The 26,733-nt window shown below is 62.1% G+C and carries 25 protein-coding genes and 1 pseudogene; 8 read left to right on the forward strand and 18 right to left on the reverse strand.

Features of this window, described 5'->3' with window-relative positions:
• Positions 1–9: 9 nt before the first annotated feature.
• The 3 genes from QWY79_RS05240 to QWY79_RS05250 all read left to right on the forward strand — a co-directional run bounded on the left by QWY79_RS05240 (position 10) and on the right by QWY79_RS05250 (position 3,946).
• Complete coding sequence (locus QWY79_RS05240; protein WP_290270592.1) at positions 10–3,357, forward strand: phospholipase D-like domain-containing protein; 3,348 nt, start codon at positions 10–12, stop codon at positions 3,355–3,357.
• Positions 3,358–3,443: 86 nt separating this feature from the next.
• Positions 3,444–3,695 (forward strand): type II toxin-antitoxin system Phd/YefM family antitoxin, encoded by a 252-nt coding sequence (locus tag QWY79_RS05245; protein ID WP_353960359.1) that lies wholly within the window; start codon positions 3,444–3,446, stop codon positions 3,693–3,695.
• Positions 3,692–3,946, forward strand: a complete 255-nt coding sequence (locus QWY79_RS05250; RefSeq protein WP_290270596.1) for a Txe/YoeB family addiction module toxin — start codon at positions 3,692–3,694, stop codon at positions 3,944–3,946. Before QWY79_RS05245 ends, QWY79_RS05250 begins: the two co-directional genes overlap by 4 nt.
• A gap of 41 nt (positions 3,947–3,987) precedes the next feature.
• On the opposite strand, the gene QWY79_RS05255 is transcribed toward QWY79_RS05250, so the two are convergent.
• The 4 genes and pseudogenes from QWY79_RS05255 to QWY79_RS05275 form a co-directional block, all read right to left on the reverse strand.
• Positions 3,988–4,470 carry a GNAT family N-acetyltransferase gene (locus tag QWY79_RS05255; protein WP_290270597.1) on the reverse strand — a complete coding sequence of 161 codons (483 nt, stop codon included), beginning with the start codon at positions 4,468–4,470 and terminating at the stop codon, positions 3,988–3,990.
• A gap of 139 nt (positions 4,471–4,609) precedes the next feature.
• Positions 4,610–6,777: pseudogene (locus QWY79_RS05260) on the reverse strand (AAA family ATPase).
• Between the two features lie 220 nt (positions 6,778–6,997).
• The gene (locus QWY79_RS05270; RefSeq protein WP_290270601.1) at positions 6,998–7,339 is read right to left on the reverse strand and encodes a DUF427 domain-containing protein; all 342 of its coding nucleotides are present in this window, start codon (positions 7,337–7,339) and stop codon (positions 6,998–7,000) included.
• 120 nt (positions 7,340–7,459) lie between these two features.
• A complete protein-coding gene (locus QWY79_RS05275) occupies positions 7,460–7,810 on the reverse strand; it encodes a VOC family protein (protein ID WP_290270603.1) in 351 nt (116 codons plus the stop codon).
• A 236-nt stretch (positions 7,811–8,046) separates the two neighbouring features.
• On the opposite strand from QWY79_RS05275, the gene QWY79_RS05280 reads away from it, so the two are divergent.
• Complete coding sequence (locus tag QWY79_RS05280) at positions 8,047–9,042, forward strand: ion transporter (RefSeq protein ID WP_290270604.1); 996 nt, start codon at positions 8,047–8,049, stop codon at positions 9,040–9,042.
• A 165-nt stretch (positions 9,043–9,207) separates the two neighbouring features.
• On the opposite strand, the gene QWY79_RS05285 is transcribed toward QWY79_RS05280, so the two are convergent.
• Positions 9,208–9,750, reverse strand: a complete 543-nt coding sequence (locus QWY79_RS05285; protein ID WP_290270606.1) for an OsmC family protein — start codon at positions 9,748–9,750, stop codon at positions 9,208–9,210.
• Between the two features lie 229 nt (positions 9,751–9,979).
• On the opposite strand from QWY79_RS05285, the gene QWY79_RS05290 reads away from it, so the two are divergent.
• Complete coding sequence (locus QWY79_RS05290; protein ID WP_290270607.1) at positions 9,980–10,225, forward strand: type II toxin-antitoxin system CcdA family antitoxin; 246 nt, start codon at positions 9,980–9,982, stop codon at positions 10,223–10,225.
• Positions 10,225–10,542, forward strand: coding sequence for a CcdB family protein (locus QWY79_RS05295; RefSeq protein WP_290270610.1), 318 nt, complete (start codon positions 10,225–10,227; stop codon positions 10,540–10,542). The genes QWY79_RS05290 and QWY79_RS05295 overlap by 1 nt, the downstream gene beginning before the upstream one ends.
• Before the next feature lie 39 nt (positions 10,543–10,581).
• On the opposite strand, the gene QWY79_RS05305 is transcribed toward QWY79_RS05295, so the two are convergent.
• The 12 genes from QWY79_RS05305 to QWY79_RS05360 form a co-directional block, all read right to left on the reverse strand.
• Positions 10,582–12,216: an MFS transporter gene (locus QWY79_RS05305; protein ID WP_353960358.1), complete on the reverse strand. Its 1,635-nt coding sequence runs from the start codon at positions 12,214–12,216 to the stop codon at positions 10,582–10,584.
• 295 nt (positions 12,217–12,511) lie between these two features.
• A complete protein-coding gene (locus QWY79_RS05310) occupies positions 12,512–13,057 on the reverse strand; it encodes a nucleotidyltransferase family protein (RefSeq protein WP_290270611.1) in 546 nt (181 codons plus the stop codon).
• On the reverse strand, positions 13,054–13,653 hold the full coding sequence (locus tag QWY79_RS05315) for a hypothetical protein (protein WP_290270613.1): 600 nt from the start codon (positions 13,651–13,653) through the stop codon (positions 13,054–13,056). The genes QWY79_RS05310 and QWY79_RS05315 overlap by 4 nt, the downstream gene beginning before the upstream one ends.
• Positions 13,654–13,859: 206 nt before the next feature.
• Positions 13,860–14,801 (reverse strand): carbon-nitrogen hydrolase family protein, encoded by a 942-nt coding sequence (locus QWY79_RS05320; protein ID WP_290270615.1) that lies wholly within the window; start codon positions 14,799–14,801, stop codon positions 13,860–13,862.
• A 376-nt stretch (positions 14,802–15,177) separates the two neighbouring features.
• The gene (locus QWY79_RS05325) at positions 15,178–16,368 is read right to left on the reverse strand and encodes an MFS transporter (RefSeq protein ID WP_290270617.1); all 1,191 of its coding nucleotides are present in this window, start codon (positions 16,366–16,368) and stop codon (positions 15,178–15,180) included.
• A 21-nt stretch (positions 16,369–16,389) separates the two neighbouring features.
• Positions 16,390–17,127: an oxygen-insensitive NADPH nitroreductase gene (gene nfsA / locus QWY79_RS05330; RefSeq protein ID WP_290270619.1), complete on the reverse strand. Its 738-nt coding sequence runs from the start codon at positions 17,125–17,127 to the stop codon at positions 16,390–16,392.
• Positions 17,128–17,222: 95 nt separating this feature from the next.
• On the reverse strand, positions 17,223–17,759 hold the full coding sequence (locus QWY79_RS05335; RefSeq protein ID WP_290270621.1) for a GNAT family N-acetyltransferase: 537 nt from the start codon (positions 17,757–17,759) through the stop codon (positions 17,223–17,225).
• 35 nt (positions 17,760–17,794) lie between these two features.
• Positions 17,795–18,718 carry a metallophosphoesterase gene (locus QWY79_RS05340; protein ID WP_290270622.1) on the reverse strand — a complete coding sequence of 308 codons (924 nt, stop codon included), beginning with the start codon at positions 18,716–18,718 and terminating at the stop codon, positions 17,795–17,797.
• 123 nt (positions 18,719–18,841) lie between these two features.
• A complete protein-coding gene (locus tag QWY79_RS05345; protein WP_290270624.1) occupies positions 18,842–19,624 on the reverse strand; it encodes a hypothetical protein in 783 nt (260 codons plus the stop codon).
• Positions 19,625–19,899: 275 nt separating this feature from the next.
• Complete coding sequence (locus QWY79_RS05350) at positions 19,900–20,769, reverse strand: glycine betaine ABC transporter substrate-binding protein (RefSeq protein WP_290270626.1); 870 nt, start codon at positions 20,767–20,769, stop codon at positions 19,900–19,902.
• 170 nt (positions 20,770–20,939) lie between these two features.
• Complete coding sequence (locus tag QWY79_RS05355) at positions 20,940–22,187, reverse strand: M24 family metallopeptidase (protein WP_290270628.1); 1,248 nt, start codon at positions 22,185–22,187, stop codon at positions 20,940–20,942.
• A 51-nt stretch (positions 22,188–22,238) separates the two neighbouring features.
• On the reverse strand, positions 22,239–23,132 hold the full coding sequence (locus tag QWY79_RS05360) for a HalD/BesD family halogenase (RefSeq protein WP_290270630.1): 894 nt from the start codon (positions 23,130–23,132) through the stop codon (positions 22,239–22,241).
• Positions 23,133–23,221: 89 nt separating this feature from the next.
• Between QWY79_RS05360 and QWY79_RS05365 the strand changes: the two genes are divergently transcribed.
• Positions 23,222–24,124, forward strand: a complete 903-nt coding sequence (locus tag QWY79_RS05365) for a LysR substrate-binding domain-containing protein (RefSeq protein WP_290270631.1) — start codon at positions 23,222–23,224, stop codon at positions 24,122–24,124.
• A 10-nt stretch (positions 24,125–24,134) separates the two neighbouring features.
• Here QWY79_RS05365 and QWY79_RS05370 read toward each other — a convergent pair whose 3' ends face one another.
• Entirely contained in the window at positions 24,135–25,031 is an 897-nt protein-coding gene (locus QWY79_RS05370; protein ID WP_290270634.1) for a LysR substrate-binding domain-containing protein, read from the reverse strand.
• A gap of 175 nt (positions 25,032–25,206) precedes the next feature.
• Between QWY79_RS05370 and QWY79_RS05375 the strand changes: the two genes are divergently transcribed.
• Positions 25,207–26,733, forward strand: coding sequence for an aldehyde dehydrogenase (locus tag QWY79_RS05375; protein ID WP_290270635.1), 1,527 nt, complete (start codon positions 25,207–25,209; stop codon positions 26,731–26,733).

Here is a 26,733-nt window from a genome sequence, read left to right on the forward strand (position 1 = left end):
CACAATCTCATGGTCGATCTCGTCCCCGCCCCCGATACACTCGGCCTTTCTTCCCCGGCCCTGGGCCCCTGGTTCCGGCACAGCGACACCAACGTCACCCTGCCGACGCTGCCACTGCCCGACGCCGACCTGTCGCTACCACTGTCGCTGGGCACCGATATGCAGTGGCGTACGCCAGCGGTTGCCACACGTTCCTACCTGTTTGCCAGCGACCCACGGCCGCCGGCCCTGCGCGGTCTGCGGAAGGAAGACGGCAGCCATGCCTTCACCGACGGCAACCTGGTGGTGCTGCTGACGCTGTTGCCGGAAGCCGAGCTGCGGCTGTGGTCGCTCAGCCAGATCATCCCGTCGCCCGATGGCAGCCCCGCGCCGCCGGCCAACCAGCCGGCACGCCCAAGGGTGCGCTGGCTGGCCATGGAAGTGCCCGCCGCCAGCGCCGCCAGCATGGCCGATATCGAGAACCTGCGCGGGGCCGATCTGCCGGCCGATCTCAGCAGCGACGCCGACAAGGCGGCCTTTCTCGGCCTCGACAGCAGCGCTGGCTTGGCCAATGCCAAAGAACCCGTGCACGAGCTGCGCCAACCGGAGACGCCCAGCGCCGTGGCACTGCAGAACCGCAGCGGCACCGCGCTGAACGTCAACCTGTGGTGCTTCGACTACCGCGGCCGCCCGCTGGACCCCGGCGCGGTAGCCAACTGGTGGACCTTCATGGCCCAACCAGATAACTGGGGCAATCTGTGGGCCGACGACGAAGAGACCGAGCCACTCACCGCGGCAGTCACGGCCGGTCGCGTGGTGCACCTCACCAATGCCCACGAAGGCCCAATCGACCCACCGCTGCTCAACCGCCTGAATCTCAACGACCTCAACAGGACCGACGATTCCACAGCGCTTTACCAGGCCGACGCCAACCCGGCCATCACGCTGACCGAGGCGGCCGATGCCGATACCGACAGCGCCCCGCTGCCGCGCTTGGCCGCCCTGCCGCTCGGCCACTACGCGCCACCGGCCACGGCAACGCCCTTCGCCGGCTGGACCGGCGGCAGCTTCCCTGCCGGGATTACCCGCGACTTCCTGCGCATCTCCTGTGTCGATATCGAAAAACACATCGTCGGCCTGGCACGAACAGCCGGCACGCCCCAGGCCGACCCGCGCCAGCGCCTAAGCGCGGCGCGCAACACCGCCGCCAACCCCGTTCTGGCCACCAGCGACGCCGTCACCGGTCAGATCATGACCACGCTCGACGCCGCCGCCAACGGCATCGCCATGGCACCGGTCATGGACCGGCTGTGGGGCCAGACCACCCCGCCGGCGGACTTCGGCACCGACGACCTGCCAGATGCGCTCGACTTCAGCGTGCGCGCCCTGGCCGGCGAAGGTCAGACCTCCGCCGGTGGCTCGGTCGCCGAGCAGCGCGTGGCCGTGCACTTCGAGGGCTCGCTGCCCCCGGGTGGCTGGGTGCGCCTGTGGACTCACGGGCTGGATACACAAAGCGGCCGCCGCTTCCGCCAGCACGGTGGCGCCGCGCTGGCCGATGCCAATGGCGATGCCTGGCTGGTAGCGGCGGTGCCGGACGGCGCCGCGGCCCCCACTGCGCCGGATGCCGACCCGGTGCCGCTTTCCTGCGATGCGCTGGTCATTGCCGATGGCCAGAGCCGCTATTACCCCGAGCTGCGCTTCGACCGCCCGGCCACCATCGACGGCAGCCAGTTTAGCCTGGCCGCCCCGCCCGACATCCCCGCCGGCATCACGCTGTGGCTGTGCGAACAGGGCGCGGCCATGAACCGTGGCACCGGCCAGTACGCCAGTGGCCAGACTCTGTTGGCCATTCCCGACGATGCCAACGCCGCCCCGCAACGGGTCGACCTGGCCAGCCTCGACGCCAGCGACCTGGCCGCCAGTACCCTGCCCAATGCCGCGAGCGCCGGCGATACGCTGGTCATCACCACCCCCGCCTTTGGCCAGACCCCGGACGGCGACCTCGAAGCGGCCGGCAGCGCGGCCACTCTGGTCAAGCGCGAGCGCAATGGCCTGAGCGAAGTGGCGACCATGGGCCGTCCGGCTCCCTCCCAGGAGCGCCGCGAACTGGCCGCCTACGATGCCGAGGGGGCCAGCGGCGTCATCGGTGCCACACCGGGGCGCGCCGCCTACCACGAGTCACCGCCCATGCAGCTTGGTCACCCCGGCGTGCCCGCCGCCGCGGAAATCCACGGCCCCGGCGCGGCCCTGGCCGGCCCCGCCGCCGATGCCCTGCGTCAGCCCATGGCGGAGCGACGCGCCGACAACCTGCTCGACTTCGTCACCCACACCAGCGTACCGGTCACCGCCACCCCGGACCCGGGCGGCACCACCACCTGGGCGGCTGTGCTGGAAACCGGCACCTACGGCGTGGCCGGCGATGCCGCCATTCGCGCACTACTCGCCAACAACCCCGGCTTTCAGCCCGGCCAGAGCTGGCTCAATCTAAAGAGCCAGATCGAGACCGCCGTGGAGAATCAGACCGGCCAGCCGGTCGACCTGGATACCATCATCGACACGAACACTTTCGACGACGACGCCCTGGCCGCCGCCCTCGACCGCATGATCCTCAACACCCGCGACGGCAACGCCCACTTCGCCACTGCCCTGCAGGCCGCCATCGAACGCGCCGAGGATTTCCTCTACCTGGAGACACCGGCCATCGATGCCATGACCGCCAGCCCCGGTGGTATCGACCTGCTCGGCGCCATCCAGGCCCACTGGGCCGAGCGACCTGAACTGCGCGTGCTGTTGTGCGTGCCGGAAAAATACCTGCCGGACCAGACGGCCAAGCTGGAGGACGTGCGCAGCGCCGGTGTACGCGCCGCCCTGAGTGCCCTGCGCACGGCGGGCAGCGACCGCGTGCAGCTGTTTTCCCCCGTGGCCGGCCCCGGCCGACCCGGCTACCTGGCCAGCACCAGCGTGATCGTCGACGACGCCCTGATGCTCACCGGCAGCACTCACCTGTGGCGACGCGGCCTGACCTTCGACAGCTCGTTGGCTGTCGGCCTGTTCGACGAAAATGTCGCCGTCGGCCGCCCCGCGGCCGTGCGCGCCGCCCGGCAACAACTGCTCGCCAATGCCCTCGGCCTGCCGCTGAACTTCCTGCCCGACGACCCGGAAGACTGCCTCGACGCCATCACCCAACTCAACGCCAGCGGCGGACTCGGCCGCGTCGACCCCGGCGCCTACCTCGCCGGCGGCGACAACGCCCCGAGCAGCACCGACATGGACATCTGGAACCCCAACGGCCGCCCCAACGGCACCTCGGACTGGCTGACCTTCTTTGCCGCACTGACCGGCGACGCCTCCACCGAATTCAACAACGCCATTCGGTAGCCGAGAGACTCAGCGGGATGGCAATTGATAAACCGCCTGGCGTACGCTATTCTGAACATGAACAACATTCTGTACAGAGAAGCATTATGGATGCCATTAGTTACACAGCCGCCAGAACCAATCTGGCAAAAACCATGGAGCAGGTCTGTGAGGATCACTCTCCCGTGATCATCACCCGGAGTAAATCGCCATCCGTGGTAATGGTCTCGCTGGAAGACTACGAGGCCCTGCAAGAAACGGCCTATCTTCTACGCGCTCCCAAAAACGCCCAGCGTTTGCTGGGATCCGTTGCCGAGCTGGAGCAGGGCGAGGGTCAAGAAAAGGAACTTCTTGAATGAAACTCATCTTCTCCGAGCACGCCTGGGAGGACTACCTGTACTGGCAGAAAAGCGACAAAAAGATCCTTACTCGCATCAACAAGCTAATCAAGGAGACCAAGCGAGAACCATTCGAAGGGGTTGGTAAACCGGAGCCCCTCAAACACAGCCTGGCCGGGTACTGGTCCCGCCGCATCAACGAAGAACACCGAATGGTTTACAAGGTGACCGATGATGCCCTGCTGATCGCTCAGCTTCGGTATCACTACTGATTTAACGCCGCGGTCACGCGCTTGTCGCGTGCATTGCATTGTTAAACCGTTCGTTGGTGTAAAATTTCGCCACAAAACTCGAGAGTCAACCTAAGCATATCTTTTTGCTGAACCCCATCTTCAACTATGGGTTCTGGATAGTTCCTCAAAAAGAAGCGCTTATCAATGCGGTCAACCCTGAAGCCCTGCCGTTGGTAGAAGGTCAGTTGGTAACCGAAGGTGCCAGTCCCGACCTCTAGCCCCCTTGCACCTGACTCTTTTACTTTGTCGATAACATTTCTCAGAAGTCGCGTTCCAATTCCACTCCGTTGGTTCGATGGTGAAACGGCAATATTCATTAACTCTACCACTCCTCCTTCGATCGGCTTGAGTACACAGGACCCGACTACAACATCGTTGGCATATGCGACGAAACACCTAGACTGATTCAGGTACTCTTTGACCGCATCTTCAGAAGGGTCTGCCAAAAGAAGAAGGTCCATTGGTACCTCTGAAGGCGGCCCTTCATCTATTTTCAACGGCATGTGCGCCTCGAAACTCGCTATTGGGCTTAACGCTCGCCATAACCGGCGGGCCAAAGCAGAGCGAAGCGGCGCTTTTGCCCGTCCGTGTTAATGGCGTTGTTATGCTCTCATCCTCACGCCGATGCAGGCATATCATCGGCTAGTCCTTCGACATCGCCTCAAAGTGCTCCGGATAGCCCGCCTTTTCGAAAACCGGCCTCAAGCCTTCCTTAAATACGTCATAATCAAACTCCTTCATATCAATAATATTCTGGCCCAGTGAATGTGATTCACGATTTATGTAGCGATAAAACGCCTGAAATCGAACATCTTGAAGCTCCGGCATTTGAAAGACATTGTTGAGATCTTTCTTTTGTACAAAGCCAAAGAAATACTCCACGATATTGCGCATGCAATTGGCGATAAGAGCCGGTCGTTGATCCGGGTCGTTCACGACCGACCAGTACGCTTGATAATCATTCTGAATCTCCTCGTATTTCATCTCTTGGATAGCGCTTCCAGATGCCGCTTTGGTGATTCTGAATAGACTTTGCGTTTCTTTCCGTCTTTTATGGTTTGGGTCGGTGAGTTCATAGAAGAAATATAGGCTATGCGTCAGCACGAAGACCTGAGAAAACCTTTCGCTCCTAAAGAACACTGATTTTATCAACTGCCCTACATTGAATATGAAAACATGTGACAAACTCGATATTGGATCGTCAATAACAGCTATACGCCGCGTGTGCGTGTCATCCACCGTAGTTTGACCTTTGCATAGTTCGCAAAAGTACAGAAAACTAATCATCATCTTCTCGCCTTCACTAAGTGTATGAAAGGCATCCTTTGAATCACCGGTTCGCACAACACGGTAGAGATTATCGGAGTATTTGCACACCTCAAAGTCATCTATGCCCAGATCCAACAGGCCCGCGTTTATCGCATCTACTGCTTCTTCAACATTTACAGTTTCTTTCCGTGCCGCTGCGATCTCTTTCTTTTTATCCGCAATCTCCGAACTGATTTGGCTCATTTCCTTATCCAAATCTTTGAGTCTCTGATTCGCTGCCTGCTGGTCGGCTTCAAATCTCGATATTGTCTGATCGTACTGCCAGCGCATAAGCCGCCAGAACTCACCGCGTATCGCCGCGAGCGCCTTATCGCGATTCTTTAGTCGTTCGTTGTACTCGTCAATGGCCGCGTTAACAGCTGCGACTTCGGCATTGAAGTTCGCGACGGAAGTGGAAGTGTCTTCTAATGTCACCGGAGTCTTCGGGGTTGCTGACTTCTCTTCTATCTTCTCTGCGTTACTTCGCAGGCGCTCAATGAGCTCATGATATGCATCATGTAACTCTGTTTTATGATCCTTGGCAAACGGGTGGTTTGCATAGTCACTAACATCTGGCAGACGGCGAATTTCGGAGGCGTACCTGGAATGGAGAGTCTCAAGGGCGTCCATCTGCTTCTGATAGCTTGCATCAAAGTATCCTTTCACGCTCTCGACAAACTTTGATGAGATTGTGTTCTCTTGGCAGAAGGGGCAGGGTCCTCCATACGCTTCCACCTTCTCCGGCAGGTAGGAAAGGCCCTGCTTTACCCAATCTGAATTGCCGAGTTTTTCGATCAGGGCCGCGACTTCACTGTCGGTGTTGCCAAGGATGGAGGTACCAAAGATTTCATCTGATTCGACATCGTGAGCTGAGAAGAGAAGCGGGGAGAGCCGCTGGCGGGGCTGGGCCGTATCGCCCTTAAGGGCTTCGACTTCGTTGCGAAGCGTCTGAATACCTCTCTCTGGCTCGGTGCTTGGCTTTGATATTTTCTGCAAGTTAAAAAAGAGCTTCTCCTTTTGCCCTTTTAGTCCATCTAGGCAGTATTCAAGGACCCGATCTCCTCCCGTGTATGTTGTCTTTATCTTCCAAACTTCATTCACGGCCTTTTGTTTTTGACCCTCAAACTCTTGGTTGATATTTCCTCTTACATCATGATTTTTTGTAGTAACTCTTCTAATTCTGCGTTCCTCTTCGTAGCATCTGCGATTTTCTGTTCAGCTGCCTTATTCTCCTTCGAAAGGCTAAATATCCCTTTCAGATTATCGGCAACATAGAAATTGTCTTGTATAAACCTTTGATTATAAACAAGAATTGGAGGCGTGCTTTCCGGCTCTTTTTTGCACCTCGAAAACTTTGAATCGATCGGGTCATAAAGAAAATCGGAAACAGTAGACTTCCCAGTGCCATTCAATCCGTATATGAGGTTGATTTTTTTGTCTGTCAAAAGGGATGCAGCGTGCTTGAAGCTCGCAACTGCTTCGATGTGGATTTCAGTAATCATTCAACACGACCTCTGACACCGAAGTGCATAACAGGTATTAGATGCATGCTCGTTTTTCCACTTGAACGAGCATGCGCGTTCAATTTTCTTATACCAAACCACCAACCATCTGATTTTCATGACAATGGGCATCAGTCACGCAATATAAGCCCAATCAACGTGCACGCTATATAACACGGGCTCCCCCCGCAGCTCGTGGCCTGAGCCTCGATTCCCGCTGTCATTCTACCGTCTCCTGTACCTTGTCGGCATCGAAAGCTAATCGGCCGGCGATTTCTTGCATCTCGTCGATAGGGCTTTCGTAGCTCCAGGCGGTATAGGGGCGGTCGGGCAGTGAGTAGTAAGTGCTATCGCCCTTGAAGGGGCAGTGGGTCACGGTGGTGGAGACGCTGAGCTTCGACATATCCACATCGGGTTGCGGCAGATATTGCCGTTGCGGATAGCCTTTTTCGCGGAGCTCAAGGGCGTCGCATGTATCGGCGAGCAGGGTGTCGCCGTGGTAGATCCGCACCCTGCGTGAGTGCGGGTGCAAGGTGATGCGGGGCTCGAGGTGATTGGCCATCGGCAGGTCCCTTGCGAGTTGGCTGATTAACTAGCTTAGAACCCGAGCGTATTGTCTGTCACCGTTTGGCGCCCTTTTCCACACCCGTTGATTCACACTGCACCCTCGCCATGGGGGCTCTTACTCGTGTTGCAGGATGTTGACCAGTATGCCGAATGGGTCGCGGACGTAGAAGCGCCGTACGCCCCAGGGTTCACTGACAGGGCCGTATTCGATGGGCACCTGTGCTTCCCCGAAGCGAGTCAGCGCTGCATCGAGATCATCGACTTCGATGGAGAGGTCAGGCACGTCAGTGCCCGAGCCGCCCTCGGCACCAAAGCTGACCTGAACGCGCATGCGTTCATCCGAGCCGTAGGTGCGGAACCAGCCGTGATCCATCAGGAGCTCCAGGCCGAGTATGCCGCCATAGAAGGCTTCTGCTTTATCGAGATCTTGCGTGGCGGTGTTGGCCATGATGCGCTTGACCTTCATTCGTCACCTCGTCATTTTTCCCGTCTCAGGGCGGAAGTCTTGTCTGAAGCTCGCCATTGCCAGTATCTCTCTCAATAGCTGTCACGTGGCAGATGTCAGGCAGACTATCTCCGATGATAGCAACTCCCCTCTGGTTGATACCCGGTCAGAGGAGAGATCCTCGGCCACAGCCAGCTGACGCGCTACGCTTTGCCTGATGGAGTAGACGGACATCTCGACGCATTCAAGGAGGCACCATGCCCGCCACCCGCACGACGTCGCCTGCCATGGAGCGGGTCCACCTGGTGTGGGACCTGTTCATCCTCGTGCTGGTGGTCGCCAACCTGGCGCTGTTGCTGTTCGACAGCCTCTTTCTCCTGCCGCCCTTGAACAGTGCCTTTGCGTCCGTGGCGCCGGGCCTGCATGAAGCCTATGAGCAGCACATTCATGCCAATTTCCTGCGCATCGACCTGGCCTTCGTGGCGGTCTTCTTGCTGGATGTGCTGCTGGGTTGGGCCGTGGCCATTGCCGAACGGCACTATCATCGCTGGTTCTTCTACCCCTTCGTGCACTGGTACGACGTGCTGGGTTGCATCCCGCTGAGCGGCTTCCGGCTGCTGCGTGTGCTGCGCGTCATCTCGCTACTGCACCGCCTGCAGCGCATGGGGCTGATCGATGTGCGCCAGTGGTATCTATATCGGGTGGCCGCCAAGTATGTCGATATCCTGATGGAGGAACTCACCGACCGCATCGCCATTCGCATGCTCGATAACGTGCAACAGGAGCTGCGCAACGGCGATGGCCTCTCGGGGCCACTGATCGAGCGAGTGGTGGAGCCGCGCAAACAGGCGCTGATCCGCGAGGTGAGCCAACGGCTGGAGGCCATGGCGGGTGATGCCTACTCCAACAATCGTGACGATACCCTGCGTTATGTGCGCGGGCTGGTGAGCCGTACTTTGGCGGAGAGTCCCGAGATCAAGCGGCTCTCGCGCCTGCCGATGGGCAGCCAGTTGAGTCGCAGTCTGGAGGGGTCCCTATCCGACCTGGCCTGCCACCTGATCGACGAGGCCCTGGCTGGGCTGCGTTCGGCGGAGTTCTCATCGCTGGTGGAACATCTGGCCGAGAGCGGCTTCGATGCCTGGCTACATACCGACCAGCAGACCGAGCAGATTACCGAGCAGGTGCTGGTGGACATGCTGGAACTGCTCAAGGATCAGATCGCTGTGAAGAGTTGGCAGAACAAGTACGAGTGAGGGCGTCGTCGGGCCCTGGGTGGCGCGGCCCGACGGCAGCGGCATGCGTTACGCTCGCCACGGGTTGAGACTGATGGAAACCGGTCATGGCCATGGATGAACGCGGCGCTGTGATGTGTGCTGCGCCTGAGTGGATCGCGAAGCAAGAAGGCGGCGCATCCGGAATCAGCTCAGGTGCCACTCGCTGCGCACGTCGGTCCCCCGCTTGAGCGTTTGCATCACCACACAGCAGGCTTCGGCGCTGCCAGCCAGCGTCTTCAAGCTGGCGGCATCATTGCCCCCGGATACCACCCGCCCGGTCACGCTGACATGCATGCGCTGAAAACCGACTGGAACGGATGCGTCCACCCGCAGCGAACCGCGCACATCGGCTTCCGCGCTGACATCCACCGCGAGATCGGCCAGTTCCATCTCGAGCCACTGCGAGACCATACCGATCGTCGAGTGCAGGCAGGCGGCAAGGGCTGACGTCAGCAAGTCACCGGGATTGGGGGCGTCGTGATCACCACCGACTGCTCGGTGAATGCCATAGGCCCAGCAGTGTCCGGCATTGTTGGCCGGTTCGACCTCGCCGTGGAAAGGGTCTGAAGTATCGCCTGAAACCGTCCGCGCGTGATCGCGGATCCATGCCTCGTCAGGCGCTTGCCGATACTGTTGGTGCAGAATTCTCTGGCGCGTTGGCACCACTCGCTCGCTCAACATGTTCATGATGCATCCCCCTGTGGAATTTCGGTGTGCCCGAGTCAAGTTTGGGAGATTCGCGACATGACGGCATAAGGCAGATGTCCCGAATGGCCGAGAAAATTCGACAAAACATGGGGCTGGAGTCCCGAAACACCGTAGAGACACGGAGTTGTGGATATCAATTACGCACTTGAGGGCGCATCCTCATGCGCATAGACTACAGGAACAGGCACAACGCCCGCAGGAGGCTGCCATGGCCGAGCTTTACAACCCAGCTGCCCCCAAAAAAGCAGCGAACCTCTCTATCAATAGTGATCTGCTGCACAGGACCCGCGCGCTGAACATCAACCTGTCGGCCACCCTGGAACGAGCCCTCAAGGAAGAGCTGGCCAGACACGAGGCCACCCAATGGGTCAAAGAGAATCGCGCCGCTATAGCAAGTTATAATGAATTTGTGGAACAGCACGGCTGCTTCGGCGACGAATTCCGGGATTTCTAATGCCACAGTTCGATGTTTATCCCAACCCCAGCCAATCCAGCAAAACGCACTACCCTTACCTCGTCGATGTGCAGAGCGGTCTGCTGAGCGATCTGTCCACGCGCATCGTCATCCCCTTGGGAAAACGTGCCGCCTTTGACGGTAAAGCCATGCAAGGGCTCACTCCCGAAATACGTTTTGCCGATCAGGATCTTCTCCTGCTAACTCCACAGATTTCCTCTATCCCCGAGAAGCATCTCCAACACCCGGCTGGCTCACTGTCGCATTACAGGGATCAGATTGTAGGAGCTCTGGACCTGGCCATCACGGGCGTTTAAGAATCTGCTGATACAGTCGACACTGAGCACCAGCCTTTCTCACTCCACCCTCTCCGTTACCTTGTCGGCATCGAAGGCCAGATATCCGGCGATGGCGTCCATGTCGTCGTTGGGACGGTCGTAGCTCCAGGCGATATCGGCCAGGTCGGGCAGCGAGTAGTAGGTGCTATCGCCCTTGAACGGGCAATGCGTCACCGTCGCGGAGACGCTGAGTCTTGACATGTCGACATCCACTGTCGGGATGTAGTGGCGGGGTGGATAGCCCTTCTCGCGGAGCTCGATGGCGGCGCCTGTATCAGCGAGCAGGGTATCGCCGTGATAGACCCTCACTCTGTTGCTGTGCGGATGCAGGCTGATGGGATGAGTGACGTCGTCGTTAGCGTTTTCATCCGCCGTTTGCTCAGCATCGTCCTGCGGGTCTTCGGGATCTTCCAGCGGCTCGCCTTCCTCGTTCTGCAGCTGATGATCGTAGGCGGCCTGCAGGCCGGTGTCTTCCTCGACGATTTCTTCATCGCCCACCTGGTAGATGTGGCCCGGGTAGAACGGCGAGAGAATGGCCACCAGGATGCCCAGCGAGGCGAAGATGGAGAAGGCACCAGCATAGTCGAAGGCATCCACCAGGGCGCCGACGACCGGAGAGCCGGCCGCCTGGCCGAGGGAAACCGCCATGAAGGGCAGTACCGGCCCTACCGAGAGGCGTCCGGGCAGCAGGCGGATGCCAGTCATCAGGTAGAGGCCGGTCAGACTCATGTAGGCCAGGCCGAACACCAGTGCCGAAAAGGTGGCGAGGACCGTCTGCGCGGGGCTGGCGGCCAGCAGCACCAGGCTGGCGGCGAGCATCATCAGCATCAGCGCATGAGTGATGGGCGGGTTGTTGCGGTCGGCCAGGTCGGCTGCCACGGCGCCACCCAGCCCGGCGATGCCCACGGCGAGCCACAGCCACCCGGTGGAGGCCGAGGACAGACCGCCCAGGGTGACCACCAGATCGGGCGCGAAGATCCAGTAGGCGGAGGACACGAAGCCCATCACGAAGGCGAAGATGGTCAGCCGGATCAGGCGTGACCAGGGCAGCTCGCGCAGGGGGGCCGGGGGCGCCGCGTTGGCCGGCGTGATCTGCGATACCGAGGGCAGGAAGAGCCAGGCGGCCATGACCCCGAGGGCGGCGCAGATGGCGAAGGAGAGATAGGCCAGCCGCCAGGCGCCGACCATGAAGAGTACCGTCGGCACGGCGACGATCAGGCCGATGCTGGTGCCGGCATTCATCACCGAGCTGACGCGGCCGTGCATGGAGCGTTTGACGATGGCCTGCATGCCGGCGGTCAGCGCCGGCATCATCAGTCCCGTACTGATGCCGCAGGAGAATACCCCGGAGCCGAGCATCATGGCATCGCTGGCCCGGCTGATCAGCAACAGGCCCGCCACACCGAACAGGCCGGAGAGTACCGCCGTATAGCGGGCGCCGAGGCGGTTGGTGATCAGTGGTGCGACGGCAGTGGCCAGCAGGAAGCTGATCAACGGCAAGGAACCGATGATGCCGATCACATAGGTCGAGAGTGCCAGCTCGTCGCGTATCTGCGGTACGAAAAGGCCGAAGGCGAAGCGCGCCAGACCGTAGGTGATGGCGATCAAGGCCGCGCCGAAGATCGCGAATCCTGTGCTCGATAGAGACTTCATGGCACCCCCGCCTGATGCGTCCCGAAAGTGGCCGGTCCAGCACGCTTCCGGGCCTGCCCGGATGGCGATGGACGCTCGTTGTGGCTCGAAAACCAGGAGGTCCTGACCAGCCCGCCCCTTGCCGTCGCGACAACCGGGGCCATCGCAGCGCGTTGCGAGCAGGAGCTCAGGTACCATGCCCTGATCGAGACCACGCAAGCATGCCGCAGAGCGCGGGTATCAGCAAACGCTCAATGGTGGAAGCGGGCAACGATCCACGCCATGGGTGCCGGCGGAGCGGGGCGCGCCCTGGCCATCAGCTATTCACGACCAGCCGTGGCCAGATTTGCTGCCAGCCTTTTGCCTCGAGGCGATGCCTGAACGCCCGGGGCCTGGGACGTTCGGGGTTGAGGGTGATGGTGCCTGCGAGAAGGTGTTCGAGGCCGAGGGGCGCGACCAGCACCACCCTGCCCTGCTCATCCAGCCTGGCGCCGATGGCGGTTTCCACTTCGACCCAGTGGCGCATGGCATCCGCCGTCGACCGATAAGGGGCGTCGTGATTCCGCTCGTGCATGCGTGCCTGGTTCTTGACCGACCAGGGCAGCGCCAGGCTGTCGTCCAGCCGGGCTTCGAGCTCGCGATCCCTGGCCGCGTCGGTGACCGCAGGCTCGAAATAGATCAGGTCAAGGTCATTCAGCGGCGTGGGCACTGAAAAGCCATGCAACCGATCCCAGACCAGGTTGCGAACGAAGCCGGCCGCCAGGCACCAGTCCGGCAGCGCGAGGTGACGCGCCGCCTCGAGGGCGGCCATGCGCTGACCATCCTGCGAAATCCAGCGTTCGAGGTCGGCGGCACCAGTCATTCGCGGCTCAGTCGGCCGATCTGCTGAATATCGTGCAGATAGCCATCGAGCTTGGCGGCGCCCCAGGCCAGCAGCGCCGAGACGTAGACAAGCGCCGTCAGCACGCCCAGGTGATTGGCCCAGGCAAGTCCCGCTCCCGGCAGCGGATAGCCCAGCGTGAACACGCTCATGCCGCCCCAGAACAGCGCCAGCAGGCTACAGATGATGAGACAGGTGAGTATCGGCCCGCGGGGATAGCGTGCCGGAGGTCGCGTCTTCCAGAACGGCAGGTGGGCGATGATCAGGCCGTCACGGTTTTCCACCCGGCGGCGACGCCGCAGCAAGGGCTCGAGGCATCCGGTATGCACCGCCGTCAGCACCAGCCGGGCACTCACCGACTGCCCGAACAGGCGCCTGACCTCCGCCTCGAAGCCGGGTGACGGCTCACCCGAAGCGCCTGATCCGGCCTCCTCGACCAGGGTTTTCATGTCCCGGTTGACCTGCGCGGGCCGCTCTTCCTCGTCATCGAAATTGAGGGTGTAGTGCACGCTGTATACCTGATAGAGCGCGAACGTCACCCCGACGAAGATCAGCAAAAACGCCACAACAACCATCATGCTCACCACTCTGCTATCGCTTGCCCCGGCGAGCCCTGCGGCTGCGCCGAGGCCACCGAGATGACACTGGGCATCATCGCATAACAGGGCCCTCGCCGTGGCATAAAGCCTGTCCGCAGGCGCCTGCCACTCGGCGCGACGCCGGCAGCGCGTGGAAGACGACCAGAAAGGCGCTGGCTCATCGGCGGGCAAAACTCATGGCAACCTCAAGCATCGACGAACACTGCCGGTGGCTGGTGAGAGCGGTTTACCGTCAAGGAAAAGATATCCGGGCGACCATAGTGTCCGCTTACATCCAGGGAACGACGTGCTCGCCGAGCGGCTTCCATGTCGATTTCGCCATACAGGATGCCTTTTTCACGATTCAAGGGCCCCGCTGCGATGCGTCCCGAGGGGTCAACAATGACGGCATTGCCCTCGTTGATCCACTCCTCCGGGGTATAGAGCTGATCACGCCCCGGGAAGGTATCCGGAATATCACTGCCCTGAATCGCCGTGGCCGTGCCGACCACCCAGCAGCCTCCCTCTCGGGCGATGTGTATCAGGCTGGCAAGGCGCATATCACTGGAGTCCCAGGTCGGATTGACGAAGATGTCCATCGCTTGCGCATACAAGGCATGGCGAGCCAGGGGCATGTAGCATTCCCAGCAGATCAGGCTACCGAGCCGACCGGCGGGAGTGTCGACCACTCGGAGTCCACTGCCGTCCCCCATCCCCCATATCATGCGTTCAGGGTTGGTCGGCATCAGCTTGCGATGGCAATTCAGCAAGGCGCCATCCGGCCCAATGGTCACCACACTGTTGTAGAGCGTCGTGCCGCTGTAGCGACTATCAATCTCGTTGATGCCCACTACCAGGGTCACATCATGCAGGGCCGCGGCATCCTGCAATGGCATCAGGTGTCCGGCGGCCAGATCGACAGCGTTGACCCGCAGTTGGGCATGAATGTCGCTGGAAAGCGCCATGTCGCCACCCGGCTTGAGCCGCCAGACCCAGGTTGGATAGCCGGGGATGTAGGCTTCCGGGAAGACCAGGAGTGTCGCCCCCTGGGTTGCCGCCTCTTCGATCGTGTCGAGCATTTGCGTGATGGTGGCATCTCGCTGAAGCATCACCGGGGGTTTCTGAATAACGGCAATCTTGTTAACCATGACGATAATCCTCATGCATGGCGCCACTCATCCGGCACATCCGTTGGATGGGCCTTTCGCCATGGGACTGGGGCAACTGAGCAGGCTGTGGACTTGCCTGTCAGGCGGCACAGCACGGCTGGAATCCTGACGCGCGAGGATCACCGTCGACTATGCGGGGTGGCACGAGAAATCGCTTCCGGGCAGGAATGCCTGCGCGCAGTCAGGATGCTGAGCGCACGAAGCTGGAAGTGTCATGGGTCATGCGACCCGTTCATGAATAAGTATAGGCGCGAGCGCGCGAAGCCACGCCATTATTCATGGCTATTTCACCAGCCAGGCACTTCGCCGAGCACAGCGTCGGACAGGAATCACCCTGAGGCCAGAATAAGCCCGGTTACTCGACACGCTGCCGGGATACTCCCCACAGCGCCAGCAGTGCAAGAAGAATGACGTAGCCGCCGAGGCCATAGACGGTGGGTTCCAGGCCGAACTGCTGGGTGGCGAAGCCGGCCACCAGCGCGGGCAGGCTGGCGGAGAGGTAACTGACCACATACAGCACGGCCATCAGTGAGGCGCGTTCGCCGTCCGGGGCCAGGGGCATGATGGCGCGCATGGCGCCCATGAAGCCGCCACCGAAGCCCGGCCCGGCGATGCCGAAGCCGAGCAGCAGGGTCACGATGCTGTCGGTCATCACGCCCAGCAGCACGATGCTCACTCCCAGCGGCAGCAGGGTGCTGGACAACAGCAGAATATGCCGCGTCTCCTTGCGCCGCAGGCGCCATACACCGGCGGCGCCCATCAGCGACAGCAGGCAGACCATGGCGCCGCCGATCAGGGCGGTCTCGATACCGGAGACCTGTTTGGCCAGCACCGGCCCCAGCGAGAGACTGAAACCGCCCAGCGACCAGGAGGCGATGCAGGCGGGAATCACGCGCAGAAAGGTCGGCCGCACCGGCACCGGGATACGCGCCGTCGGCTTCAGGGACACCAGCGCGCCGGAGCGCGGCGCGACGCTCTCCCGCGTGCCCCGCAGACCGATCAGTTGCCAGACGAAGATACCGGTCATCAGCAGGAAGCCCAGGCGCATGGGATAGGGCGCCACATCGACCAGCAGCCCGGACCCCAGGGCCCCCAGCCCCATGCCGACGAGCGGCGCGACACTGGCCAGGATGGGACCGCGCTGGTGGTCGGTGTCGATGATGGCGGCGCCCAGGGCACTGGTCGCGATGCCGGTGGCCAGGCCCTGCAGGGCGCGAGCCAGCAGCAGGATGCCGAGATCCTGCGCCACCAGAAAGCACAGCATGGCAGCCGTCTCGATGCCCAGGCCAAGCAGAATGACCGGTCGACGCCCCAGATACTCGGAGAGCTTGCCGGTGGTCAGCAGCGCCAGCAGCAGGGTGAACATGTAGAGCGCAAAGGCCAGGGTCAGCATCGGCGTCGAGAACTGCCAGTTCGCCTGGTAGAGCGGATACAGCGGCGTCGGCACACTGGAGGCGGCCAGAAAGGCGACCACCACCAGGGTGTAGAAGGCGAGTTGTCGCGGGGCGGGGGCGTTCTCCGCCCTCGCGCTGTCAGGCGGAGCCATGTGATCTCCCCGGGGGCCGGCTTATTTCATGTCGAAGCCGCGCTTGAGCAGGAAGTCACGCATGTGCGGACGGACCTTGGTGCTGAACAGCGGCGTCAGGTTGTGCGACCAGTCGGTGTCCTTGTTGGTGCTGCTGCGGCCCCGGTAATAGAGCTTCATGTTGCTGTCGAAGGTGGCGACATGCTGCGCGTCTTCGGTGTAGGTGTCTTCCTTGAGGACGGCCTCGACCGGCAGGCGCGGCTTGACCTCGGGCAGCTTGTCCGGGTCCGGGTAGCCCAGGCACAGGCCGAAGACCGGGAAGACGTGGTCGGGCAGTTGCAGCATCTCGCTGATCGGCTGGGGGTTGTTGCGGATCCCGCCGATGTAGCAGATCCCCAGGCCCTCGGATTCCGCGGCGACGACGACATTCTGTGCCATCAGCGCGGTATCGACGCTGGCCACCAGGAACTGCTCGGTCATGCCGCGTGTCACCTCGGCGCCGGTGCGCGCGGAGGCCTCGGTGGGCCGCTTCATGTCGGCGCAGAAGACCAGAAAGTCGGAGCAGCTGGCGATGTAGGGCTGACCGCCCGCCAGCTCCGCGATCTGCTCGCGGTTGGCCGGATTCGTCACATGGATGACGCTGTAGGCCTGGACGTGGCTGGAGGTGGCCGCGCTCTGGCCGGCACGAATCAGCTCGAGCAGCGTCTCGTGGGGAATCTTCTGGTCGAGGAACTTGCGCACCGAGCGGTGGGACTTCAGCAATTCGATGGTGGGGTTCATGTGGCCTCGTGTCGGGACAATCGGATGTTGCAGACATCGCCAAGATACTTAACCCGCTTACGTTTTTCCATCCCGGTGGCGGCGAATGCCCGGCGTCACCAGTAAAGCGGGTCGTCGAAGGCCTTGACGCAGAAGCAGTCGCCCGGCACCTCGGGCACGCTCTCCTCGGTGAGCGACAGCCCCAGCCAGCCTTCCGGAAACGAGAGGTCGTGCGGGGCGGCCAGCGTGGTTTGCGGCAATGGCTGAAAACCCAGCCGGCGGTAATAGGCAGGATCGCCATAGGTGGTAACGATCGATACCCCCTCCTGCCGCAGTTGTTCGAGCGCATGCGCGACCAGTGACTGCCCCAGGCCCGTGCGCTGGTGTGCCGTCGCGACCGCCAGCGGCGAGAGCATGAAGATGTCCGGCCGCTCGCCGACCCGCAATCGGCTGAAGAAGACCAGCCCGGCGGGGTTCTCGTCATCGACGGCCACCCAGCCCTGCATGTCGTGATCGGGTGTGTCACTGATCAGCTGACCCACCAGCTTGCTGACCATGCGCCCTTCCGCCGCGTTCTCCGATTCGGCGAAGACCGAATAGCACAGGGCTTCCAGTTCACTGGCCGCACACTGCCGGTAATCCACTATCTGCATGCCATTGCCTCGCGTTTCCTGATGATGCCCCGACATTACGTGACCCAGACAAAACGGTCGACGGTAAGCGGCTCACCAGCCTCGAAGCGGTAGGCGCAGAGCTTTCCGCCGCCACTGCCGGCAACGCTGTAATCCAGGCAGACGACCTGCTCGCTGAGCGGCGCCGGGTCACCGGTCAGCCAGTAGTGGCCGATGAAGATCGGCTTGCGACCATCCTGCTCGGGCAGGGTATCGGCCGCGACCTCCTGTTCCGGCAGTTCGGCGCGCTGCGACTCCGGCACCATGGCCAGATCGCGATAGGCCCGCGAGTCGCTGCGCCACCAGCGAATTCGCACATTCGAACGCGGGGTTCCGTCCTTGTCGTGGAAGCACATGCCCTCGGGCAAGGGGATCTCGAGCCCCTTGACCAGGGTTTCGATGCTGTCATAGGCGACACTGCCCTTGCGGCTGGTGGCTTCCCAGGCCTCGGGCAGCAGACGGTCATGGGCATCCAGATGGGGAGCGATCTCCGCGAGACTCGCGGGATGCCAGCAGGCATGCACCACGCGCAAGTCGTCGAGCTCCAGATAGACCGGCAGGGTCTTGAACCATTCGATCATGGCGCGATGCTGCTGGCTGCCCTCGCCGACCTGATCGAGGAAGGCCTGATGCTGGCGGCGATTGCGGGCGGTATGCGGGCGCAGAAATTCACCGGGATGCTGCGGGTCCGGCGTCGCCCAGGCCACGGCATTGAATTCATGGTTGCCGAGCACCGCCAGGGCGTGGCCACCCTCGACCATGGCGCGGGCGATATTCACGGTCTCGACCTGCTGCGGGCCGCGGTCGACGAAGTCACCGAGGAAGATGACGCGCCGCTCGGGATGTTGCCAGACGCCGGCCCGTTTCTCGTAGCCCAGCTTGTCGAGCAAGGCCTCGAGCTCGGCCGCATAGCCGTGAATATCGCCGATCAGATCAAACATGGAGGGTCCTTGTGCCGTGCCCTGACGCCGGAACACGATGTCCCGGCGTTTTCGAACAGCTTAACCCTCGGCCCAGTCAGAGGAAACCGGCCATCACCCCAGGCGTCTCTGGATAGTGGATCCTCAAAAGTCCAGGTACTTCCAGGCCTTCTCGAGCAACGCCATGGTCGAGTTGCCGACCGCTCCGGCAACCGCACCGCCCGCGGCGCCGGGCCCACAGCCCACCCCGCCACCGAGCATCCCGGCTACACAGCCACGTATGGCGCCATGGAGAGCGCCCTGGGCATCCTCCACCGCCAGTTCCGTGGCGTGTTCCCGCGCCGTCCTGGCCGGAACCTGAGTATTGTCGTTGGCGTCCTGTTCCAGGCGCTGGAAGATCTCTGCTTCTGGATCATAAAGCCCTTCGTCGAGGCCATCCTGCATGATGGTGCCAACCTCACTCAGGCCTGTTTCGACATCACCTTCCAGCTCAAGGGCTTCCTTTTGCTGCGCCAGAATGTCCACGACCGCTGCCGGTTCCTCGGCCTTTTCCAGGGCCTCACTACCCTGCTGCATCAATCGGGACCAGTCCTCTCCGGGTTCGGCATCGGCATCGACCATCCAGGCGAGACATTCCTGTGCCCGTACCACCCGGGGACGTGCGGCTTCGCCAAATACCTCGAACTCGACCAATTGCGAGAGTACATACGCCTGCTGGCTCATATCACGCTGAGAGACATCGATCTCCTTTTCCTGGGCGACCATGAGCGCAGGTTCTATGTGTCGCTGCAGATCATCCATGATCAGGGTGTGGTCGCCGGGCTCCAGTGTCATGCAGGGGGCTTCGCTGGATTGCTGACCCTGGACGGTGGGAGAGATCAACGCCAAAGCCACCACAAAGATGGTAAAGACTCTTGTAGAAGACATTATTATTTTCATCCTGACGCCCTCATATTGACGTATTTTTTTGTTCTTTCCGTCAGACTTTTTTCTTAACCCCTCCTGAGCTCGGTGACCTTTAATAAATAGAGTAGCAGGCAAAATCAAGAAGAATAAAAAAACAAGCAACCCGGCCACGCCATGTTCTTTTCCCGAAACGGTTATCCGCAAGTCATGGTATCAACCATGCCAAAAAGACCGCGCATAAGCGCGGCCCGGTCGAAAAGCAGCGGGGCCTGGAAAGCCCCCGCGGGGATGGGGTATCAGTTCGCTTTATCGCCGGCGGCCAGCCATTTATCGATGATGTCGCGGTGGTTATCGATCCATTGCTGGGCACCTTCCTCGGGATCACCGACTTCCTCGATGGTCGCCATCAGGCCGCCCAGGGTGTCATCGTCCATTTCCCAGGCATTCAGCACCTCGGTCAGCCAGGGATCATCGGCGGCGAAGTCGCCACGCGAGAACCAGTAGATGGTTTCATTCGCACCATATACGCCCTTGGGATCCTCCAGGTACTTAAGATCGTACTCGGCGAAGGCCCAGTGCGGGCTCCACAGAGTCACGACAATGGGCTCCTCACTGGCATAGGCACCATCGAGTGCCGCCATCATGGCAGGACCGGAGCTGTTCACCTGTGACAGCGGCAGTTCGTACTGCTCGATGGCCTCATCCGTCAGGCCGGCGATGGCCGAGCCACTGTCGATGCCCAGGATCGAAGGGCTGCCCTGGTATTCGTACTGGTCGGCGTTTTGCTTGAGCTCGGGGATGGTATCGATGTCGACATAGCTGGGCACGACCAGACCCAGTCCGGTACCTTCATACCAGGCTTCATGGACCTGGAGTTGATCTTCGTAGGGTTCGAGAAAAGGCTTGTCGGTAATCGGCAGCCAGATCTCCATGGAGAGATCGATGTCGCCCTGGGACATGGCCGTGTACAGCGCATTCTTGCTGACATTGGACAGTTCGATGTCGTAGCCATGCTCGTCTTCCAGCAGGATCTTCCACATGTTGGCGACGGCAATATTTTCGGCCCAGTTGTTGGTGCCGATGACCAGTTCCTTGTCCTGGGCCATGAGGCCTTGGCTCGCCGGAATAAGGGCACAGGCCAGTAGTGCGGATGAGACGGTCTTCATATGAAACTTCATTTGAATTTTCTCTCCGTTATCGCGTTTTTTTGTCGATGCTTGGCTATTTTCAGGAACCTGATAGTAACAAGGTCGACGCTATTCCCCGCCCTTGGATTGAGAATGCCTGCCATGAGAAAAGGGAATGCCGCCGACCTGGCGACTGACCCTGGGTCGAGCTAGCCGATCAGTCGTGGGTCGAAAGGGTAATCCGAGAGCAGTTCGACGCGACCGTCGTCGCGCACGTAGAGCTGTTCCTCGAGCTTGACGCCTTCGCCACCGTCCTCGTGGCCGATGAAACTTTCCACGCAGAGTGTCATGCCCGGCGCGATGATGCCGTCGTAGCCCTTGTCGTCGATGTCCTCGCGGTGAACGATGTAGGGGTATTCGCCGTTCATGCCTACACCGTGCGCCAGGGCGAAATAGCGTCGTGCCCGGTAGGCGGGAGGTATTTGCCAGGCACGTTCGGCATATTCCTTGAAGCTGACGCCGGGCTTGAGGTTTTCCATGTTGGTGCGGATCTGCTCATGGGCCAGCTTGTAGAGATCGCGCTGTGCCGGGCTGGCCTCGCCATCACCACACAGGAAAGTGCGCGAGAAATCGGCATAGTAGCCGTATCGCCCCACCACATCGGTGTCCAGGGCAACCAGTTCACCGTCGCCCATGGGGCGCTCGGAGCTTTCCTGGAACCAGGGATTGGTGCGCGGCCCGGCGTTCATCAGGCGTGTCTCGACGAAGTCGGCATCAGTGGCAATGATATGCTCGTGCAGCTTGGCCCAGGCGGCGTTTTCGCTGACACCGGGGGCAATGGCGTTTTCCAGCTTGCGCACGCCGTCTTCCACGGCCCGCAGCGAGGAGCGCACCATCTTGATTTCGTTGGGCACCTTGTAGGCACGCGCCTGCTCCAGGGGCTCCTGGGCATCCAGCACCTGATAGCCGCGACGCTGCAGTTCGAAGGCCGCCTGCGGCGTGGCACTCTCCAGGGCAATGCGCTCGCCGCCACCACAGTGGCGCGCCAGTTCACTGATTTCGTCGGCCCAGGCACGAGTGACCGCCTCGGTGTTCTTCTCGTTGAAGTAGTAGGAAATGGCCTTGGCCGGGCGGATCTCGTCGACGGTGGGCAGGTGGCTGGCGAGGTGCTCGCAGCCGGAGAACTCGAACAGCACCACTGGCCCTTCGGCGGGTACGAAGGCGTAACGCGCCGGGTTGCGTGAACTGTAGACCTGCATGTTGCGCGAGCCGGTGGCATAGCGCACATGGGCGGGGTCGAACAGCACCGCGGCGGTGATATCGCGCCTGGCCAGCTCGGCACGAACGCGCCCTAGCCGGTCCAGCAGGATGCGCGGAATCTCGTCGGCGGTGGGTTCGCAGTCAGCCGGGTCCTGTGTGGGCGGCAGGATCCCCAGGGACGCCAGGTCCATTTTCATCGCTTTCTCCTCGTTGGGATATCGTCATGCCGGGCCGTGCTGGCCCGCTGGTCAGTCGATCAGGCCGTCGGCGCGCTCTTCGCGACGTTCCTCGGCCAGCATGTGCTGCTCCGAGACCCGGCCGTAGAGCTGCCGAGTACGCTCCAGGCGCCCCACGACGTCGGGCGCCTGCGAATAGGCGAAGATCGCCGTCAGGCGAGGCGTATTGCCTGCCACGCGAGTGACGCGGTGCAGGCTGAAGCGTCCCTTGAACAGCTGCAGGTCACCCGGGCGCAGGTCGAGCCGCTGAACGCGTTCGGTCTCTTCCCCGCGAATCACCGCCCCCACGTCGTCATAATTCTCGTCCCGAGGGTTGCGGATATTGGGGCAGTACTCGAAGATGCCGCCATCCTCCGGCTGCTGGGTCATCATGGTGACGATGAATTCGTTGGTGTCGTAATGCCACGGCTGCTGGGTGCCGTCCGGCAGCACGTTGAGCACCAGGCCGGCGTAGGGATCGGCGTACTCATAGATGCGCGACTCGCCCAGGCAACGCTGCACCAGGGACTTCATGGCGCTGGACACATAGAGCCGCTGCATCAGGGTATCGGCAGTGATCATGTCGCGGGTCACGAAGCCGCTGGTACGCGTCATGAACAGGCGACGCGGGTCATCTTCGGGGAGTGCGGGGTCGTCGGCGGTGAAGTAGGCGTTGACCTCGCGGGTGTTGTAGAAGCTGGTCTCGGCCATGCGCGCGCTCTCCTGGCGCAAGCGTTCGAGGCGGTCTTCGCGCAGGAAGCCACGCAGTACGGCGCAGCCCTCATGGTCGAGATGCGAGCGCGCCAGCTCGATGGTCTCGAGCAGCCGCGGATCATCGGGCCGGTGAAGGGGATAACGCTCGGTATCGACGATGTCGGAAAGGTCCAGGGCCTCGGCGTCGGCCAGGCCAGGGTCGGCGGCGCTCATCGGTAGCCTCCTTGGGTGTTGGGTGTCGGTTACCCTTGGATAGGCTTATGCTGGACGCCCCACAGCCATTCGAGAAACGAGTCATTCCGATGGATTCAATCGGCGATTCCGATCGATCGCGCCTGCCGGCCCTCGACAGCGATCTGCTGCTGGCTTTCGTCACGGTGGCCGACAGCGGCGGCTTCACGGCAGCCGCGCGCTATCTGCACAAGACACAGTCGACCATCAGCCTGCGGGTCAGCACCCTGGAGGAGCGCCTGGGTACTCGACTGCTGAATCGCACCAGCCGACACCTGGCGTTGACGGCGGACGGCCAGACCTTCCTGGTCTATGCGCGACGCCTGTTGCAGCTGCAGCGCGAGGCACTGGGAGCCCTGAGCGTGTCGAGCGAGCCGATCACCCTGCGTTTCGGGATTCCCGAGGACTACGCCGATACCTGGCTGCCCGCCCTGCTCGAGCGATTTTCGGCGGCGCACCCGGAAGTGCGGGTGCATATCCACTGCCGCATGTCCACCGAACTGCTCGAACAGCTCGATGACGGCTCACTGGACCTGGTACTGGCGGTACGTCATGCCGCCGGCAGTGGCGGCGAGGTGGTGGGCGAGGAAAGCGTGGTCTGGGCCGCGCATCGCGACTTTCATCTCGACCTGCAACGCCCACTGCCGCTCGCGGTGTTTCCCGAACAGTGCATCTATCGGCGGCGCGCCCTGCAGGCCCTGACCGAGCGCGGCCTGGCCTGGCAGGTCGACTCCACCAGCCAGAGCCCCAGTGGCCTGCGCGTCATCATCGACCGCGCCCGGGCGCTAACGCCCTGCGAGCTGCGCTCGATACCCGCGAACTGGCGGGTCCTCGGGGAACAGGAGGGCCTGCCGCCCCTGCCCGCTGCCGAGCTGGAGATCCATCGCTCGCCCAGCCTGACGCATCCGGCCTTTCAGACCTTCGTGAACCAGTTGCACGACGTGATGGCGGAGGCCGCTGGCGTGACGTCCTGACCGCCCCGCGTCAGTGGCCGTCGCTGGACACGGCGCCCTGCAGCCAATCACGCAGCAGTGTCAGCATCGGCGCGTCGCCCTGCCCCGGCCGGGTGACGAACCAATAGGATTGATGGCCCGGCATCGACGCCGCCAGCGGCTGAACCAGCGCCCCCTTGGCGAGTTCCCGGGCGACCATGGCACGGTCGGCGATGGTGATGCCCAGACCCTCCAGGGCAGCGCGGATCGACAGATCCAGCAGGTCGAATTCCAGCCCCTCCTCGGTATCGACGCCTTCGATACCCGCCGCATCCAGCCAGTGCTGCCAGGTCGGAAAACGATCCTCGGCAGTGCGCATCACATGCAGCAGCGTCTGCTCGCGCAGGTCCAACGGTCGACCGCCACGCAGCAGGCGCGGTGAACAGACCGCGATATGGGTCTCCTGCATCAGGAAATGCGGTTCGACATCGGACCAGTCGCCGTCACCGAAGCGAATGGCGGCATCCAGAGTGCTGTCGGCGGTCAGGTCATCCGCCTCGCGTGTCGTCAGGGTCAGCGACAGGGACGGATAGCGTCGGCGCAGATCTTCCAGACGCGGTACCAGCCAGCGACTGGCCAGGGTCGGCGGCACATTGAGGCGCAGGCGGGTGAGATCCGTCGGCGAGGCCAGGTCACGCACCGTCAGGGCGATGCGGTCGAAGGAGGTACTCAGCGCCGGCAGCAGGCGTCGCCCCGCCTCGGTCAGTCGCAACTGCCCGGGCCGGCGCTCGAACAGGGTCACACCGAGCTGCTCTTCCAGATGTCTCACCTGACGGCTGATCGCGCTCTGCGTCACGTGCAGTCGTTGCGCGGCCTGGGTGAAGTTCTGGCACTGCGCCGCGGCCTCGAAGGCCTTGAGGGCATTGAGTGGTGGCAGATGACGACTCATGGGCAAGGGTTCTCATGCGTTTTGATCGGGATATGACACCCCACCACGCAGGGTGAAACGGCATGCCATGCGTTTTTCTCATGCCAAGGGTACCAAATCCTCGTTTGTCGCCCTATACGCTGCTGCCCAGACTGAGCGGCGCACGCTTCAACCCTCAGTTCTGGAATCGAGCACCATGGCCGACGACACCGTGATATTGACGCCCCGCACACGCGACCTGGCGGGCTGGCAGAAGCTGGTCACGCGGCTGCCGCTGCCTCGCCACGCCTATCTCGACGGCGAATGGCAGAATGCCGCCTCCGGCCGCACCTTCACCGCCCGCAACCCGGCCAACGGCGAGCCTCTGGTCGAGGTAGCGGCCTGCGACGCCGCCGATGTCGAGCGGGCCGTGACGGTCGCGCGCCGCACCTTCGAAGACGCTGAATGGCGCGACCTGCCGCCCACCGAGCGCAAGGCGTGCATGCTCGCCTGGGCCGATGCCATCACCACCCACGCCGACGAGATCGCCCTGCTCGAGACCCTGGAGACCGGCAAGCCGATCGGCCAGACCACCAGTGTGGATGTGCCCGGGCTAGTAGGCGGGCTGCGCTGGTATGCCGAGGCACTCGACAAGCTGTACGGCGAGACCGCGCCCAATGGCGCCTCCAGCGTGTGCCTGATCGATCGCGAACCGGTCGGCGTGGTCGCCGCAGTGGTGCCCTGGAATTATCCGCTGATCATCGCCGGCTGGAAGCTCGGCCCGGCCCTGGGGGCCGGCAATTCGGTGATCCTCAAGCCCGCCGAGCAGTCGACGCTGGCCACCCTGCGCGTCGCCGAACTGGCGCGGCACGCCGGCATCCCCGCCGGCGCCCTGCAGGTGATCACCGGCCTGGGCCACGAGGCAGGCCAGGCGCTGGGGCTTCATCCCGACATCGACGCCATCGGCTTCACCGGCTCCACCGAGATCGGCAAGAAGTTCCTGGAGTATTCCGCACACTCCAACATGAAGCGCATCGGCCTGGAGTGCGGCGGCAAGAGCCCGCACATCGTCACCCGCGACGTCGACGACCTCGACCGCATCGCCATGTATGTCGCCTACGGCGTCTGGTACAACCAGGGCGAAACCTGCCACGCCGGTACCCGGCTGATCGTCGATCGCAGCATCAAGGACGACCTGCTGGCCCGGGTGCGACAGTGGGCCGACAAGCTCCAGCCCGGCGATCCCCTCGACCCCGAAAGCCAGATGGGCGCGATGATCGAGCCCGAACACGCCGACAAGGTCATGGACTATCTCCAGCAGGGCCGCGACGAGGGCGCCCGACTGCTGTTCGGCGGCGAGCGCGTGCGCCGGGACAGCGGCGGCGACTTCATCACTCCGGCGATCTTCGACGACGTCACCAATGACATGCGCATCGCCCGCGAGGAAATCTTCGGGCCCGTGCTGGTGGTGATCCCGGTCGATGGTCTCGACGAGGCACTCGAAGTCGCCAACGACACCGACTACGGCCTCGGTGCGGCGATCTGGACCAACCGCCTCAACGACGGTCATCGCGCTGCCCGCGCGCTGCGCGCCGGCACCGTCTGGGTCAACTGCTACGACCACACCTCCATCAACGCCCCCTTCGGCGGCTTCAAGCAATCCGGCCAGGGCCGCGACAAGTCGCTGCACGCCTTTGACAAATACACCGAACTCAAGACCACCTGGATCGAGCTGGATGACTGA

The sequence above is a fragment of the Halomonas sabkhae genome, assembly GCF_030409265.1.
Classification (GTDB): Bacteria; Pseudomonadota; Gammaproteobacteria; order Pseudomonadales; family Halomonadaceae; genus Halomonas; species Halomonas halmophila.

Bases quoted from the DNA above. Each gene is read 5' to 3' on its own strand.
- QWY79_RS05315 (WP_290270613.1), bottom strand. From the start codon at position 13,653: ATGATGGTTGTTGTGGCGTTTTTGCTGATCTTCGTCGGGGTGACGTTC.
- QWY79_RS05245 (WP_353960359.1), top strand. From the start codon at position 3,444: ATGGATGCCATTAGTTACACAGCCGCCAGAACCAATCTGGCAAAAACC.
- QWY79_RS05360 (WP_290270630.1), bottom strand. From the start codon at position 23,132: ATGAGCGCCGCCGACCCTGGCCTGGCCGACGCCGAGGCCCTGGACCTT.
- QWY79_RS05285 (WP_290270606.1), bottom strand. From the start codon at position 9,750: ATGAACATGTTGAGCGAGCGAGTGGTGCCAACGCGCCAGAGAATTCTG.
- QWY79_RS05325 (WP_290270617.1), bottom strand. From the start codon at position 16,368: ATGGCTCCGCCTGACAGCGCGAGGGCGGAGAACGCCCCCGCCCCGCGA.
- QWY79_RS05290 (WP_290270607.1), top strand. From the start codon at position 9,980: ATGGCCGAGCTTTACAACCCAGCTGCCCCCAAAAAAGCAGCGAACCTC.
- QWY79_RS05295 (WP_290270610.1), top strand. From the start codon at position 10,225: ATGCCACAGTTCGATGTTTATCCCAACCCCAGCCAATCCAGCAAAACG.
- QWY79_RS05250 (WP_290270596.1), top strand. From the start codon at position 3,692: ATGAAACTCATCTTCTCCGAGCACGCCTGGGAGGACTACCTGTACTGG.
- QWY79_RS05270 (WP_290270601.1), bottom strand. From the start codon at position 7,339: ATGGCCAATCACCTCGAGCCCCGCATCACCTTGCACCCGCACTCACGC.
- QWY79_RS05275 (WP_290270603.1), bottom strand. From the start codon at position 7,810: ATGAAGGTCAAGCGCATCATGGCCAACACCGCCACGCAAGATCTCGAT.
- QWY79_RS05340 (WP_290270622.1), bottom strand. From the start codon at position 18,718: ATGTTTGATCTGATCGGCGATATTCACGGCTATGCGGCCGAGCTCGAG.
- QWY79_RS05305 (WP_353960358.1), bottom strand. From the start codon at position 12,216: ATGAAGTCTCTATCGAGCACAGGATTCGCGATCTTCGGCGCGGCCTTG.
- QWY79_RS05240 (WP_290270592.1), top strand. From the start codon at position 10: ATGGTCGATCTCGTCCCCGCCCCCGATACACTCGGCCTTTCTTCCCCG.
- QWY79_RS05255 (WP_290270597.1), bottom strand. From the start codon at position 4,470: ATGCCGTTGAAAATAGATGAAGGGCCGCCTTCAGAGGTACCAATGGAC.
- QWY79_RS05320 (WP_290270615.1), bottom strand. From the start codon at position 14,801: ATGGTTAACAAGATTGCCGTTATTCAGAAACCCCCGGTGATGCTTCAG.
- QWY79_RS05280 (WP_290270604.1), top strand. From the start codon at position 8,047: ATGCCCGCCACCCGCACGACGTCGCCTGCCATGGAGCGGGTCCACCTG.
- QWY79_RS05345 (WP_290270624.1), bottom strand. From the start codon at position 19,624: ATGTCTTCTACAAGAGTCTTTACCATCTTTGTGGTGGCTTTGGCGTTG.
- nfsA (WP_290270619.1), bottom strand. From the start codon at position 17,127: ATGAACCCCACCATCGAATTGCTGAAGTCCCACCGCTCGGTGCGCAAG.
- QWY79_RS05370 (WP_290270634.1), bottom strand. From the start codon at position 25,031: ATGAGTCGTCATCTGCCACCACTCAATGCCCTCAAGGCCTTCGAGGCC.
- QWY79_RS05355 (WP_290270628.1), bottom strand. From the start codon at position 22,187: ATGAAAATGGACCTGGCGTCCCTGGGGATCCTGCCGCCCACACAGGAC.
- QWY79_RS05365 (WP_290270631.1), top strand. From the start codon at position 23,222: ATGGATTCAATCGGCGATTCCGATCGATCGCGCCTGCCGGCCCTCGAC.
- QWY79_RS05335 (WP_290270621.1), bottom strand. From the start codon at position 17,759: ATGCAGATAGTGGATTACCGGCAGTGTGCGGCCAGTGAACTGGAAGCC.
- QWY79_RS05350 (WP_290270626.1), bottom strand. From the start codon at position 20,769: ATGAAGACCGTCTCATCCGCACTACTGGCCTGTGCCCTTATTCCGGCG.
- QWY79_RS05375 (WP_290270635.1), top strand. From the start codon at position 25,207: ATGGCCGACGACACCGTGATATTGACGCCCCGCACACGCGACCTGGCG.
- QWY79_RS05310 (WP_290270611.1), bottom strand. From the start codon at position 13,057: ATGACTGGTGCCGCCGACCTCGAACGCTGGATTTCGCAGGATGGTCAG.